This window comes from Paenibacillus vulneris, from assembly GCF_039543185.1.
GTDB classification, from domain to species: domain Bacteria; phylum Bacillota; class Bacilli; order Paenibacillales; family NBRC-103111; genus Paenibacillus_S; species Paenibacillus_S vulneris.
Window position 1 is genome coordinate 44,612 of record NZ_BAABJG010000015.1, and the last position, 14,491, is coordinate 59,102.

General features: G+C 47.9%; 12 protein-coding genes. 9 read left to right on the forward strand and 3 right to left on the reverse strand.

All coding sequences use genetic code 11. From position 1 onward, the window contains the following. Nucleotides 1-275 precede the first annotated feature (275 nt). A complete protein-coding gene (locus ABEA66_RS13865; protein ID WP_345588073.1) occupies nt 276-1,574 on the forward strand; it encodes an MFS transporter in 1,299 nt (432 codons plus the stop codon). Between the two features lie 120 nt (nt 1,575-1,694). Here the strand turns inward: ABEA66_RS13865 and ABEA66_RS13870 are convergent, their stop codons facing one another. Then, complete coding sequence (locus ABEA66_RS13870) at nt 1,695-3,056, reverse strand: WD40/YVTN/BNR-like repeat-containing protein (RefSeq protein WP_345588075.1); 1,362 nt, start codon at nt 3,054-3,056, stop codon at nt 1,695-1,697. Between the two features lie 207 nt (nt 3,057-3,263). On the opposite strand from ABEA66_RS13870, the gene ABEA66_RS13875 reads away from it, so the two are divergent. The 5 genes from ABEA66_RS13875 to ABEA66_RS13895 all read left to right on the forward strand — a co-directional run bounded on the left by ABEA66_RS13875 (nt 3,264) and on the right by ABEA66_RS13895 (nt 9,351). Further along, nucleotides 3,264-5,021: a sensor histidine kinase gene (locus ABEA66_RS13875; protein ID WP_345588076.1), complete on the forward strand. Its 1,758-nt coding sequence runs from the start codon at nt 3,264-3,266 to the stop codon at nt 5,019-5,021. Between the two features lie 8 nt (nt 5,022-5,029). Further along, complete coding sequence (locus ABEA66_RS13880) at nt 5,030-5,806, forward strand: response regulator (RefSeq protein WP_345588078.1); 777 nt, start codon at nt 5,030-5,032, stop codon at nt 5,804-5,806. A gap of 371 nt (nt 5,807-6,177) precedes the next feature. After that, a complete protein-coding gene (locus ABEA66_RS13885; RefSeq protein ID WP_345588080.1) occupies nt 6,178-7,509 on the forward strand; it encodes an ABC transporter substrate-binding protein in 1,332 nt (443 codons plus the stop codon). An 83-nt stretch (nt 7,510-7,592) separates the two neighbouring features. After that, complete coding sequence (locus tag ABEA66_RS13890; protein ID WP_079909456.1) at nt 7,593-8,474, forward strand: carbohydrate ABC transporter permease; 882 nt, start codon at nt 7,593-7,595, stop codon at nt 8,472-8,474. A gap of 22 nt (nt 8,475-8,496) precedes the next feature. Continuing rightward, a complete protein-coding gene (locus ABEA66_RS13895; protein WP_345588083.1) occupies nt 8,497-9,351 on the forward strand; it encodes a carbohydrate ABC transporter permease in 855 nt (284 codons plus the stop codon). A gap of 147 nt (nt 9,352-9,498) precedes the next feature. On the opposite strand, the gene ABEA66_RS13900 is transcribed toward ABEA66_RS13895, so the two are convergent. Further along, on the reverse strand, nt 9,499-11,748 hold the full coding sequence (locus ABEA66_RS13900; RefSeq protein ID WP_345588085.1) for an FAD-dependent oxidoreductase: 2,250 nt from the start codon (nt 11,746-11,748) through the stop codon (nt 9,499-9,501). 131 nt (nt 11,749-11,879) lie between these two features. Here ABEA66_RS13900 and ABEA66_RS13905 point away from each other — a divergent pair, with 131 nt between their 5' ends. From ABEA66_RS13905 to ABEA66_RS13915, 3 genes are all read left to right on the forward strand, one after another. Further along, a complete protein-coding gene (locus ABEA66_RS13905; protein WP_345588087.1) occupies nt 11,880-12,662 on the forward strand; it encodes an AraC family transcriptional regulator in 783 nt (260 codons plus the stop codon). A 118-nt stretch (nt 12,663-12,780) separates the two neighbouring features. Continuing rightward, a complete protein-coding gene (locus ABEA66_RS13910; protein WP_345588089.1) occupies nt 12,781-12,999 on the forward strand; it encodes a hypothetical protein in 219 nt (72 codons plus the stop codon). A gap of 331 nt (nt 13,000-13,330) precedes the next feature. Further along, nucleotides 13,331-13,924, forward strand: coding sequence for a YdeI/OmpD-associated family protein (locus ABEA66_RS13915; RefSeq protein WP_079909461.1), 594 nt, complete (start codon nt 13,331-13,333; stop codon nt 13,922-13,924). 238 nt (nt 13,925-14,162) lie between these two features. Here ABEA66_RS13915 and ABEA66_RS13920 read toward each other — a convergent pair whose 3' ends face one another. Then, nucleotides 14,163-14,255: a YjcZ family sporulation protein gene (locus tag ABEA66_RS13920; protein ID WP_225948416.1), complete on the reverse strand. Its 93-nt coding sequence runs from the start codon at nt 14,253-14,255 to the stop codon at nt 14,163-14,165. Nucleotides 14,256-14,491: the final 236 nt, after the last annotated feature.

The following is a 14,491-nucleotide window of genomic DNA, read 5'->3' on the forward strand; positions in this document are numbered from 1 at the left end:
TAGGGCTCATCGTTGCAGATGGCTCCTGACGGCGCTTTTTTTATCGTCTATTTGTAGCCTGTGCTAAAGAACAGAGCCTGCCCTTGGAGCTCTGCTAACCTCAAAGGCGGCAGCTACGAACGGTTGATTGATGGCAGCATGGATGACGGATTTTTTTGTCCCTGATAGACAAGCTGGAAAAAAGAAGCATAAATCAGAGCGTTATGACTAAAAATAATAGGGTAATAAGAGAAAGGAAGAAATCGTCGATTGTACAAGCCAGGAGGTTGGTATTGATGCCGCAACAGAGCGAGCGGGCAACATCCCGAAAAATAACGGCCAATATTTTTAAAGGATCGGTCGGAAATTTAATTGAATGGTATGACTGGTATGTCTATGCAGCTTTTGCCGTCTATTTTTCCTCCGAGTTTTTTCCCAAGGGAGATGCGACAAGCCAGCTGTTGAATACAGCCGCCATATTTGCGGTAGGCTTCCTGATGAGGCCGATAGGCAGCCTGCTGCTGGGACAGTACGCCGATCGATTTGGACGCCGGGCTGCGTTGACGCTCTCTATCACCATCATGGCAGGAGGCTCCCTGATTATTGCTTTTACTCCGAGCTACAGCACTATTGGAATCTTTGCACCGATCATCCTTGTCATCGCACGGCTGCTTCAAGGTCTCTCTTTGGGAGGAGAATACGGTACTTCAGCCACCTATTTATCGGAAATGGCAAGCAGCGGCAGACGCGGTTTCTATTCCAGCTTTCAATATGTCACGTTAATTGCAGGACAATTGATAGCGCTTGGCGTTCAAATCATTCTTCAGCAGGTATTAAACGAGTCGGAGATGAAAGCGTGGGGCTGGCGTATCCCCTTCGTCATTGGGGCGTTCGGGGCATTAGCGGTTCTGTGGCTCCGCCGGACCATGGACGAATCGGACCAGTTCAAGAAGATGGACGCCAAGAGCCGGCAGAAGGCCGGAACCATCCGCGCCTTAATGAAGCATCCTAAAGCGGTGATGACGGTAGTCGGCCTCACACTGGGCGGAACCGTCGCCTTCTATACCTACACGACCTATTTGCAAAAATTTATGGTCAACACGGTTGGGTTGAATAAAGAAGTGGTCAGCTGGATCAACTTCATCGCTCTGCTGGTGTTTGTCGTACTCCAGCCGCTTGCCGGCGCGCTATCCGATCGGATCGGACGCCGTCCGCTGCTGCTTGGGTTCGGACTTTTTGGCACGCTTCTGACGGTGCCGTTGTTTCTGTTGATGGAGAGGGTGACCCAGCCTGTCGGCGCTTTTATCCTGATGCTTATCGGTCTCATTATCGTGACAGGCTATACGTCCATTAATGCCATTGTGAAGGCTGAATTGTTTCCAACCGAAATTCGAGCGCTTGGCGTAGGCTTCCCTTATGGGCTTACCGTTGCGATTTTTGGCGGAACCGCGGAATTCATTGCTTTGTGGTTCAAATCGATAGGAAGCGAATCGCTCTATTATTATTATGTTGCTTTGTGCATATTTCTCAGCTTCATCGTGTATTGGAGGATGGGCGAATCCTCCAGGAAGTCTTACATAGAGAACGAAAAATGAATGCAACAGAAAAGGGTCCTGCGGGGAGCAGGGCCTTTTCTCTTTGAGGGGGGAGGCTGTTGGTAATTCAAAAAGCCTGGCTCACTATGTTGAGTTATGTTTCGTTTTAAACAGTAAGACTTACTCCGGCTCCGCCCACGTTCGGCCTCCGTCTTGGGTAATGATCGTTTGGCCCTTCCGCAGCATCCAACCGTACCCGTCCGATCGTAAGAAAAATTGCTCTGTTCCTTCCAGATTTGTGTCCGTTTCGATCGGCTTCCAATCTTCCTTATTATAAACATCCATCGTATAGATCGTTTTCCCGTCAGTGGAGATCGCCCGGCCGTTAATCAGCAAATCAAAATGAAGCACCGGCGGAGCCTGCACATCCTTCAGACGGTAAGGGAGAGGCTGCCAGCTGTCTCCGCTGTCACGGCTTTCGTAAAGCACGTAGGCCCGATTCTCTCCTTTGACGAATTCCGCGATAAAGAGACCGTGATTATTGTTCTCTATATCAAAGACGGGTGGAAGCGTATTGGCGTAACCGTCTTTGAATTCATCAGGGATCTCAACATGCTGTAGACTCCAGGTTTTTCCTCCGTCTTTGGTGCGGAATAACGGAAAGGTATCCGGACCGTGATAGGTTGCAGTGATCCAGCCCTCCTGCGGAACGCGATAGGATAGGCCTGTCGGATACCCGTTGATTTTGTCCGTAATATCTCCGACCTGACTCCACGATTTGCCTCTGTCTGAGGTTTTGTACAGCATTTTGTACATCTGGCCCAAAGCAGGGGAGGAGGTTACGAGGACGTAGCTGGCATCAAAATAATTTGCATTGCTCTGAACCGTTACATCCGGAGATCCCTCCCAAGCCTCGGTGATAGGCAGGGGTGTCGTTTCCCAACCCGTACGTGTACCGGAGCCATCCTCGGTAGGATGAGTAACGAGAATTTGTCCTGAAGCCGTTCTGTAGAAGGCGAACCCCGTCATAGGATTTTGAAATTCAGCCTTAAGAAGCTGATCTTCTTCACTTACACCATCAGGCTCCTCCAACTCCCACGATTTCCCGGAGTCCCATGTATGCATGAGTTTCCCTTCCGAAACCCCGTAGCCTTCATTACCGCCCATGCCTGTTATATAGGCAATAGGTCCAGTCTGGGATTGCTGCGGCGGCATAGAAAGGATTTGCTCCACCGGGGATGAAGCTGGTGCTGGCGTTACTGCCGTACCGGGCGTTGAGGAAGGGACGACCGTAACTAAAGGCAACGCTTCCGTAGTGATCGACTTCGGGATAGCAGGTTCGGGGGTCGCCGCAGCAGAAGGTTGAGGTGTTTGCGCCGGTACCGGTGTAATTGTACTTGTATTCGTGGATTGCTGCGCTGTCTCCGGAGACTTAGGCAGAGCGGTTGGCTGTACCGCAAAATCTTCCGGGTTAGCTTGACAGCCGCCTAGAAGTAAGCTTCCGGCAATGGTGAAGGTGAAAATAGATCGTTTGGGGGTCATAGCTTCCGTCACTCCTTTTTTCATACCAATTAGACGCAGCCTCCACAGAAATGGTTTCAGTTCTAGCGGATCGTAAGACAAATAAAAAGAACAAGAAAATGTTCTATTGAAATTCTTGATTTTGTTACTATACGCTTGGCGATTTCCTTGATAAAGTATAATTCAGCCCGGTCGTTTCACCCACAATGACAATGAGGAGCATCGCCTATGCGTTTCCCTACTACACGCTTTATACCATCAACAATTAAAAATAAGCTGTTTTTGGCATTTATTTTGCTGATTCTGCTGCCGTTTTCCATTCTCAACGTGTATAACTTCAAGAAGATGGAGGGGGTTCTCCGTCTCAAGGTAAGTGAGCAGAGCCAGGAGGAGCTGGAGAGGATGAAGCGATCGTTCGAAGAAATGATGAAGACGACCTTCCGTACCTTCACTCTGCTTGAACAGGATCCGAACATTTCCTCCATGCTGATCGATCCGCAAAAATACGATGCCTACGATACACAGGCAAATTTGGAAAATAAATTTAAAGCGATTACAAGCAGTATTTTCCTGGGAAGTCCTTCGGTCTATTACACGGTCTTGGATGCGAAGGGACATTACTATACATCATATAAGCCTCTTGAAATGTTGGATTATAAGCACTTTACCGGTCAGAGCTGGTATCGAGGGCTGTTGGAAAATCCGCAAAAATTTCAATGGTCCCTGGAGAAAAATTATGTTCATAAGGATGAATCCACCAGCCCGCAGTTTCTTAGTGTCTCTACGACATTCAAACGAAGCGACGGGAGCGTATTCGCCTATGTCAAGGTAAGCATCGATTATTTGGACTGGTTCCGCTCGGTTACCGCGACAACCACCTCCTCTCAGGAGTATTTGCTGCTTGATGAGAAGCGGCAGGTTGTCGCCCAGAACGCTTCTACTCCTTTTGATGCAGGTGAATGGAGCGCACTGGCTCGTCATTCCTTCGAGAGCGGCTACGATATGAATGAGAATTATATATTGAATTATTGTTATATCCCCATGCTGGATTGGTATTTGATCAAGCAAGTTCCGAAGGATATTGTCTATGCGGAAATCGATAAGCTGAAGCGCTCTTTCTTTATTTCGTTCTTTGCATTTACGATGGCATTTATCGCGATAACGTTCTTGATAGCGGCCAAGATTACCCAGCCGCTGAAGCAAATTCAGCAGAAAATGCAGGAAATGGTCCGCAAAAATTTGAAGGTCCGTCTGCCGGAGGATCGCTATCGCGGGGAATTCAAGCAATTGACTCAAACCTTCAACCAGATGGTGGGTGATATGAATGATTTGATAGCCCGGCTGAAGTCGGAGGAGCGGCAGAAGGAAGCGGTGCATTTTCAAATGCTGCTGTCGCAGACGAACCCGCATTTTTTGCTGAACACTTTAAACACGATCAAATGGATTGCACTCGGCAAACAGGATGAAGAGATTGCAGAAATTTGTATCAGTCTGGGCAAGCTCCTTGAAGCAAGTCTTAACTCGGAGGTCGATCTGATTCATTTGAAGGAGGAACGGGAGCTGGTCAAATCGTACATTTATATCCAAAGCTACAGGTATAAGCAAAGCTATACGGTGCATTTTGAGATCGAAGATTCGCTGCAGTTTGCTCTTGTACCTAAGCTGAGCCTTCAGCCCCTGGTCGAGAACAGCATCCAGCACGGTTTTGCAGGCATGAGAGAGCATGGGGAAATATGGATCAGGGCGTATGAGGACGGCGGCAGTCTTGTAGTTCAGGTGGAGGATAATGGGGTTGGAAGGAGACGGGCGGAGCAGGATAAGAAGCCGTCCCAGCGGCGCGGCGGCATCGGGCTCAGCAACCTGAAGCAAAGATTGTATTTGCTCTTCAAGGATAAAGCCGCTCTTCAGGTGGATGACCTGTCTTCAGGCACCCGGGTTCAATTCTACCTGCCGATGCTGCTGTCTATGCCCTATGGGAAGGAGTGACGGTTCCTATGAGGACTGTGTTGTTAGTAGAGGATGAGGTGTTCGTGCGCGAATCCGTTCGTCGTATTATCGACTGGGAGAAGCTGGGGTTTACCGTCATAGGCGAAGCAGGCGACGGTGAAGAAGCGTTGAGCCTGATTCGGGAGCATAAGCCGGACGTTGTCATCTCCGATATTATAATGCCCCGGTTGAATGGGGTCGAGCTGCTCAAGCAGGTGCGGGAGGAAGAGAACGATGCCCGCTTCATCATGCTCTCGTGTATGAGCGACTTCGATTATGTCAGGCAGGCCATGGAGTACGGCGCTTCGAATTATATTTTAAAGCTGTCCATGAAGGTTCAATCGTTGTATGAAGCTTTGGAGAAGGTAGAGCATGAGTTGAATATAAGAAGCCGGCGGGAAGCCTCCCGGACTTCCAATGCGCCTGAGAAGCCATGCATTCTAACCGATCACCCGGAGATGAACAAAATATTGACGTATCTTCACGAACGTTACCATGAGGACATTTCGTTAGGGACATTGGCACAATATGTTGCTATGGACTTGAAGTATGTAAGCCAGCTGTTCAAAAAGAAAACCGGCGATACCTTCGTCCATTACTTGCACCGGCTGCGGATCGAGCAGGCCCAAAAGCTGCTTGAGACGACCCGGATGCCGATAAGTGAAGTAGGGGAGAAGGTAGGATTTCTGAACGATAATTATTTTATCAAAATTTTCCGCAGGTTTTGTCATATGACCCCTCAAAATTACCGGAAGCTGAAGCAGCAGAGCGCGGGAGTAGAATAGAACAAGATTTTGTTCTGAATCTGTTGAGAAACCTATAGAGCTTGTACTTTGCCAATATACTCCGGTGGGGTATCCCTCTCCGGCCGCTGTTGAAACCCGTGAAAGGTGATTCTATTTAGCGGTATTTTCACGGGTTTCAAAGGCGGACGTAAACTCCTCCGAGGCAAACCCCACCTCCCTATGTAGCATAGTTCACACAAAAAGGGTTTCTCAACAACCTGAGAACAAGATTTTGTTCTATTTTTTTTGAAGTAAATGCAAGAAATCGGTCTATAAAGCAATGGATTTTGTTCATTATCGCAGCTTTCCGGCTTTGCTATAGTTAGCTATGTAATCGAGAACGACTTGAATTTCCAGGGAGGTCACGCAAAATGAACAAAAGAAACCTATCGCTTTCCATGCTTTCGTTGACTCTAGCGGCCGGTATGCTTGCAGGATGCAGCACTGGGGTGAAGACAGAGCCGCCCAAAGAGACGGCACAGGGGGGTTCAGCAACGGCACCGCCTGACAAGCCGATCACTCTTAGCTTCTGGGGCGGCGTACCGGCGGAGAATGGCCCGCAGGCCGTCATTGACGCATGGAACAAAGAAAATCCAAACATTCAAGTGAAGTATGAGCGCTATGTCAATGATGATGCGGGCAACCTGAAACTGGATACCGCCTTGATTGCGGAGCAGGGAGTGGATATCTTCGTCAATTACACGACACCCGCTTTGAAAAAAAGAATCGATAACGGCGTTGCGCTTGATCTATCGTCGTTTACCGACTACAGCATTGATCAGAAAATGGGCCCACAGGCAGCTGAATGGAAAATTAATGGAAAATACTATGGGGTTCCTACCAAACGGAATATCTTTTTTATGTGGCTCAACAAGGACGCGCTGGACAAAGCGGGATTAAAAGTACCGACGGATTGGACATGGCAGGATCTTCAGGATTATGCGGCCAAGCTGAAAACGGATAAACGCTATGGATTGGTCCAAAGTACCGAGGTTTACCCGGATGCAATGGATGGGTCGCTCGCAGCCTCCAAATATGTCAAAGCAGACGGTACCTCCGATTTCAATAACCCGATTGTCGGTACATGGCTGGAAACGCTGAACCAAATGATGAAGGATGGCAAATCAACGCCGCCTCTCGGAGAGCAGCTGACGACCAAGATGCCGGTAGAAACCGTCTTCCTCAAAGGGGATGCAGCGATGCTCAATGCAGGAGAGTGGATATTCCGCAGCTCTAACGATAGGAAAGCGAATCCTCGAGATTTCAAAATTGCCTTCGCGCCGGTGCCTAAAGTGTCCAAGGATCAAACGAATTTCAAAATCCGCGGAGGCCTGGGAGACGTCATCTCTATCGCGGCCAAAAGTAAAAATAAGGAAGCGGCCTGGAAATTCCTTAAATGGTATGCGGACGGCGGGATGCTGCCGATGGCATCCGGAGGACGGCTCCCCGCATCCAAAGACGCCAACGTAGCCGAAGCGACGAAGCTTCTGCTTGGAAATGCTGCGGACACCTACGATCAGGAATCGCTCAATAAAGTCGTGTTCGGACAATTCGATACGTATAACCGCGATTTGCCACAGCAGGTTCTTGATCTGCGCCGAGAAGAGTATGAGAAGTTCTTCCTGGGCAAGCAGGACATTAAGGGGACCCTGGATACGATGGCCAAACGTCATAATGATTTTTTGAATCAAAATAAAAAGTAGAAAGCCGCAAAAGGAGGCTCAATGCAGGAGCTTCCTTTTGTTCTAAATGAAGGATAGATTCAGAACTGCCGGGAGGTCATCACATGAACAACAGCTGGATGAAACGTCAGAGAAATATCGGGATGCTGTTTATTGCGCCGAACATGCTGGGCGTTCTCGCCTTTTATATACTGCCTGCTCTATTCTCGCTAGGGCTTGTGTTTACGGATTGGAAATTCGGGAACCCCGTCTTTCATTTCATTGGTCTGGACAATGTCAAACGGCTGCTTCATGACGAGTTGTTTTATATAGCATTGAAGAATACGGCGATCTTTTTGCTCTCCGTACCGGTGTCCATGATGCTTGGCTTTATCGTCGCCATTATTTTGAACAACATGGTGTACATGAAAGGACTGCTGCGGGCCATGTACTTCATGCCGTATATTACAAGCGGTGTGGCCATAGGGTTCGTCTGGATGCTTCTGTTTCATCCGACGCAGGGGCCGATCAACCAGTTTTTGACGAAAATCGGAATACAGCATCCGCCGCAATGGTTCGGGTCAATGGAAACGTCCATGTACGCGATGGATGTGATCTGGATCTGGTTTCTGCTCGGATATAACATGATTATTTATTTGGCGGCTCTGCAGGAGATATCGGGTGACTTATTGGAGGCGGCCAGGATAGACGGGGCGCATAGCTGGACGATCATCAGAAGGATTGTATTCCCGCTCGTAAGTCCTACTACCTTCCTGCTGCTGATAACGGGCTTGATTATGACGATCAAAACCTTCGGCATTATTGAAGCGACAACGCAAGGAGGGCCTGGGAACAGCACGACGATTTTATCATTGTTCGTTTACAAAACCGCCTTTTCATACTACGAAATGGGATATGCCTCGGCGATCTCCTGGGCATTGTTTCTTATTATTCTCTTTATCACGCTGATCCAGTGGTATGGACAGAAAAAATGGGTTCATTATTAACGGAAAGAGGGTACGCAATAAAATGACGGGCGGACAACAAAGGCTGCAATTGAAATCCATTCCTATAGGGAAGCTGTTCTTAACTCTAATCATGCTGGTTCTGGCGGTGTCAACCGTACTGCCTTTTTTGTGGATGATCAGCACTTCCTTCAAAACGCCGGCAGAAGTCTTTGATTACCCGATATCTTGGATTCCGAAGCATTGGGTAATGGAGCATCATGAAAAAATATGGCTCGGGGAAAACAGCTTCATCAGGTACTATTTGAATTCGCTCAAAATAGCGATTGTATCTACGGCGGGAGCAACCTTCCTATCCGCGTTCGCCGCCTACGGGTTCTCCCGGGTGGAATTCAAGGGCAGGGATGCATTGTTTGTACTTTATTTATCCATGATGATGGTGCCTCCCCAGGTGCTTTTTGTACCCAAATTTATCATGTTTAACTGGTTCGGCATTTATAATACGCATTGGGCATTGATATTGCCCGGTATGTTCACGATTCTAGGTGTGTTTCTGATGCGGCAATTTATGATCTCGATTCCGAAGGAAATATCGGAGTCGGCATTTATCGACGGGGCAGGGCATTTTCGAATCTTTTGGCAGCTGATGCTGCCATTGGCGAAGCCGGCTCTTGCTACCCTGGCCATTATTGATTTCTCATGGCATTGGAACGATTATGAGAACGCAATCGTCTTTTTGATCGACCGGAAGCTGTTTACCGTACCGTTAGGACTACAAAACTTCATTCTGGAGTTCAATATTGACTATAATGGCATGATGGCTGCAACTTCGGCAGGAATCATCCCGATTCTGATTGTCTTCCTGCTGGGGCAAAAGTATATTATTCAAGGCGTATCCAATACGGCGGTAAAAGGATAAAGCGTAAAGATCCACTCCGGTGCAATAGAAGAAGGAGTGGATTTTTTGCGTTATGCGCGGAATGCATGCAGTAACATGAGGGGCCGCATAAAAGGAAGCGCCCTTTATGGTTTTTCATAAGGGCGCCAAATCTATTAAGTGATTAGCTTACTCGTAGCAGCGAACCTCGACGATTTCCGCACGATCGCTGCCGTTTGTTGAACTTATCACGATCCGAAGCTTGCCGGTGGTTACGGCGGCAGGGAGTCTATGGATTTTTTTGCGGATATGGTTGCTCTGCTCTTCCACTAGCGTAATCCATTCCTCCTGAACCCAGGCTTGTATTTTATAATCTTTGACAAGCTCTGGAATGACTTCGAACGGGGTACGGTGATGGTGAAGATTGATTAAGTCCTCATTCACGTCGTCATTGAAGGTGATGTGTATGCAGCTGATCCTGGCTGGCTCCTTCCAATGCAGCTCCAGCCATTCCGGCTTGCCTTGCGTCATAGGCTGTGACGACCACATATGCGGACCCCCGTAAGGACGGAGATAGCCGTCTGTCGCTTTGGATGCGGCAAGTGCATCGGAAGGGGAACGAAGCTTGAAGCAAAACGGACTTCTAACGAAGGATTTGCCGCTCCACTCGATAACAGGTTGATGGTGGTGCATCTCCCCGAAATCATGAGAGCTTTGTGCATCCATCGCATGTTGGAAGGAAAGTACGCCGCTTAGCGGGCGATCCGACAAATGCAGCGATAGATCCGGATTATGCTTAATGATGATAAAAGCATTCTGTGCTTGCTCCGGATGCCAGCATAGATCCGCCGCAATCCACTGCTTAGCACCTGCAGTAACGCTAACCTTGACGGAGGTTACGTGCGTATGGGGGACATAGTTTTGAGGCTTCCCTGTGCTCCACAGCTCAAGCTCCAGCTCAGTCTCACATGCAGCGTCGACAAGCAGCTCTATGCCTTCCATGCAGGGATCGACAGGTACGATCAAGCCGTAGTCCTTAGCCATTGCAACTGCTTCTTTGGATTGTACCAACTCAAGCTGCGTAAGCGAGCTAGAAGCATTCACCTCTGCGCGAAGCGCCAAATCTGACGCATCGGTGTTCTTCAGGCCGAGAACGGATGCATCCTGGCGCAGCAGCGTCTGCTGAAGCTCGTGCAAGTGCTCGGCGTGTAGAAGACGGGGAGTAATATTTTTCATAGAGCACAACGCGGCCCCGGTTCCCGCTGCTTCTCCCATGACCGCACAGGTTGCCATAACCCGGGTCGTGCCGAATGCCACATGGGAAGCACTGATATTGCGGCCTGCCATCAGCATATTGCTTACGTTGGAGGAGTAGAGGGATCGAAAAGGAATATGGTAGCTTCCATCCATATGCATGTGCTTGGAGCCCTTGGAGGTCGAGTACATACCTTGCGGAGGATGAAGGTCGATGGACCATCCACCGAAGGCTACGCGGTCCTCAAACTCTGCCTGAGCTATCACATCATTTTGATTCAGCACGTAGTCACCGATAAAGCGTCTATATTCTCTTTTGCCTGGTAAGGAGCCAATCCATTCCAATGTCAGGTTGTCGGCATCGAAACGCCCTGAATTTTTGATGTAATCCCAAATGCCATAAATAACCGAAGACAGCTCGTCACGAATTCGCTCATTTTCATGAACGGTATCCAATTCTCCACCCCATTCGATCCACCAATAGGCGCAGCCGTTATCGCCGCTTCGAATGACACGGTTTAAGGGAATCGGAGTTTGGGTAATATCCTTGGCAAAGCTCGGCGCTATATATTTCACCGGATGCCCGGCATCCTTCGTATAGAACAAGAGGGTGCTGCCCAGCGTAACCTCGTCACTTACTAACGGTGCCCATTCTTCCTCGTACTCTTCCTGAGCCTCCCTGCCGATGCGGTACTTGGCCCCTGCAAGAAAACCGACAAGCCCATCTCCGGTGCAATCGAGGTACATTTTACTTTCAAAGCGAATGTTCCGTTCCGATCCCATCATCCAGCCGGTAACCGATGTGATCGTGCGATTGTGTTCATCACCGGCCGCTTCCACTTCATGTACATCCGTATTAAGGAAGAGGGTTATATTGCTTTCCGCCTTCACCTTTTCCAAAATGACCAAATCCCATAGATACGGGTTTCCATCGATATTGCGGTACTGATTTTCCACAAACAGCTCCCCCATAATACCGGTTTCACGAGCATACCGATGAACACCGTGAGAGGTTGCGCCGCAAACCCAGACCCGCACCTCGCTGCTGGAATTCCCGCCCAGGACGGGACGGTTTTGCACGAGAGAGACGGTTTGACCTAGTCGCGCCGCAGCGATAGCGGCACAAACACCGGCTAACCCTCCGCCGATCACTGTAATATCCGAGACAATGGTTTCATATCGCATAATACCAAGAACACCTCACTGTTGAATTAGTATATATCTTTGATTTCATTGTAAGATACATCATTTTCTTTTGACATACATGGAGTTACAATAGACATATACTTTATTTCACAATTAAGCAGGTGGTTGCATTGTCGTTCCGCGATATGGAGTTAAAGCTGATTTCGCATGTGTATTGGTACCAAAAGTCCGAATTCATGCTCCCATCCGATATTTATCCGTGCTGGACTTTGTTTGCGGTAGAGGACGGACGATTTCATTACTCTATAGGGGAGGAGAGTGGAGAGGCCGGATTTGGCGATATGGTTCTTTGCCCGCCTAACATGCCTTTTATCAGAAGAACGCTGGAGCCTATAACCTTTCATTTTCTCCAATTTGTATGGCTGATGGAGCCTTCTTATTGGGCAGAAGGACGATGGAATGGCAAGCTTACCGTAAGAGATACGGAGCGTTTGAGTTCTAACTACAAATATTTGAGGACAATAACCGGGTGGGATGAAGTGAGTATGCTGCATAAGCAGCACATGCTGAGCGATATGCTGAGGCTGGTTATCCTGGAGCAGGGTGCCCGGGATGTTGGGAGAACTCAACGCGACACACTTATGGATGAGGCTAGAAAAAGGTTGACCGAAAGAGCCTACAACAGCTTCTCCATGAAGGAATTGTCGGATCAGCTTAAGCTTACACCGGTACAATTCACTCGCAGATTCCGCAAAGCCTTTGGTGAAACTCCATCAGAGCTGCTGAACGAAATCAGGCTTACCCGAGCCAGGCATTTGCTGGAAGGGACGACGCTGAAGCTGGACGAAATCGCCGAGCAGTGCGGATATGAGAACGGATTTTATTTGAGCCGGGTTTTCTCGAAGAAAACCGGAATGCCTCCATCTGTATATCGGAGCTTGTACAGGGTGTAGGGTAGAATGGTTTTAAGGGGACAATATTGGAAAGATAATCCCCTTTGGTATATACTGGGATTCACGAGCGTGAGAATAGGTTCTCGCTTTAGGAATCTTACCAAAAGGACTGAGCGATATGAGGCTTCCATACAAAATAGGGTATATCGGCTGTCTTGTATGGCTGTTATGTTTATTTTGCGCCTTCGTCTTCTGTGATGACTATGACGATTTGATGATGACCTGGATTGTTGTTGCGACGGCCATAGGCCTGATCTTATTTCCCGCCTATTTCATTGCCGTTCTTGTCTTTTATAGCTTGAGCCGTTTCGTTGTAAGAAGCCGACAGGGGGATTAGGGGGAAGGCGCCACTCGAACTTGGAGGAAAATGGAGAATTACATAAAAATAACGATTTTTGGAACGAAATAGCCGATTCATAGTCTGCCAAAACAAAAAGGACCGCACATAGTGGTTTTTTACTTTTATAAAGTGATTATCCGGAATCCAATAACGAACGGTTTGCCAAAAACAAGCAATGAGAAGGTGTCGTGTTTTTACAATACAGGTTTTCTCGATTTTGATAGGATAATACAGATCAAGACTTATTTCGCAAGGTGGGGTAGTGCACACTTGAAGTGGATTAAATTGATGAGGTTTGTGTCCGTTGAATGATTAGGAGGCGATCCATGTGGTAAAAAAATCAAGTGACTTGCCGGTCATTTCCTTCGCCGATCCGCTGTCTTTTGAGAGCTGGCTCGAAGTGAATTGCGAAATCTCACCCGGTATCCGATTACAAATTGCGAAAAAGAACTCCGGCGTCGTAACCATTTCCTATAACGAAGCGCTCGAAGTTGCCTTATGTTATGGATGGATAGACAGTCAGAAAGAAGCTTTCGATGAGAAAACATGGCTGCAGCGGTTCACTCCGCGCGGGGCCAAAAGCATCTGGTCGAAAGTCAATAAAGACAAGGCGGAACTGCTGATCCTAAACGGGAGAATGAAGACTCCAGGATATAAGGCAATTGAAGAAGCCAAAAAGAACGGGAACTGGGATAAGGCCTACGAATCACAAAGCATCGCCTCACTGCCTGAGGACTTCGCAATCGAGTTGGAGCGCAGCGCCAAGGCTAAGGCGTTCTACGATACGCTTGACAGACAAAATAAATACGCGATCTTGTTTCGAATTCACAATGCCAAAAAGAAAGAAACTCGAGAAAAGCGGATCCGGCAGTTCATTCAAATGTTGGAGGAAGGCAAAAAAATCTATCCTTCATCCTCTTAAGACAGATGAACAAGAATCAGAAATCGTTCCAAACTTTACACAAATTATGACAAAGAGAATACAATGAAGACGGACTAAAAACCGGATGCCGCACTTATTATGCAGTACCCGGATGTCATGAAGGGGCCCGAGATAGATGGTCAAGAGACTTAGGCGAATCAGAGAGCCCCGTATATAGTAAGTTGAATAAAAAGGGAGACGGCCCATGTTCCAGTTACTAAGAGCATGGGCTAAAAAATTAGATAAAACAGCCACAAAGGACAATGACTAACAGAATATAAAGAACCAATATAGTTCCAGTGCTTGTAAAGATTCCACCTACACCACCCATTTTGAATCCTCCTTCCAATTTGTCTTGAGGTTGTTACCCCAAAATCAGGTTATGCGGGATACATATCTAATGTTTGGACGTTTGTCATGGGGTCACATTTATCATTGAGAAAATGCTCGAAACAATACCAAGCGATGTCTTTCATCCTGGCACCTATCCCAACAAGATGAAATTTAGACAGTAAGTACGAACAAAAACCATTGACAAATGCATTGAAATGGGATAAATTGTATTTT

Excerpts from the sequence above, each read along its gene's own strand:
- ABEA66_RS13865 (WP_345588073.1), top strand. The coding sequence starts at position 276 with ATGCCGCAACAGAGCGAGCGGGCAACATCCCGAAAAATAACGGCCAAT.
- ABEA66_RS13870 (WP_345588075.1), bottom strand. The coding sequence starts at position 3,056 with ATGACCCCCAAACGATCTATTTTCACCTTCACCATTGCCGGAAGCTTA.
- ABEA66_RS13875 (WP_345588076.1), top strand. The coding sequence starts at position 3,264 with ATGCGTTTCCCTACTACACGCTTTATACCATCAACAATTAAAAATAAG.
- ABEA66_RS13880 (WP_345588078.1), top strand. The coding sequence starts at position 5,030 with ATGAGGACTGTGTTGTTAGTAGAGGATGAGGTGTTCGTGCGCGAATCC.
- ABEA66_RS13885 (WP_345588080.1), top strand. The coding sequence starts at position 6,178 with ATGAACAAAAGAAACCTATCGCTTTCCATGCTTTCGTTGACTCTAGCG.
- ABEA66_RS13890 (WP_079909456.1), top strand. The coding sequence starts at position 7,593 with ATGAACAACAGCTGGATGAAACGTCAGAGAAATATCGGGATGCTGTTT.
- ABEA66_RS13895 (WP_345588083.1), top strand. The coding sequence starts at position 8,497 with ATGACGGGCGGACAACAAAGGCTGCAATTGAAATCCATTCCTATAGGG.
- ABEA66_RS13900 (WP_345588085.1), bottom strand. The coding sequence starts at position 11,748 with ATGCGATATGAAACCATTGTCTCGGATATTACAGTGATCGGCGGAGGG.
- ABEA66_RS13910 (WP_345588089.1), top strand. The coding sequence starts at position 12,781 with ATGAGGCTTCCATACAAAATAGGGTATATCGGCTGTCTTGTATGGCTG.
- ABEA66_RS13920 (WP_225948416.1), bottom strand. The coding sequence starts at position 14,255 with ATGGGTGGTGTAGGTGGAATCTTTACAAGCACTGGAACTATATTGGTT.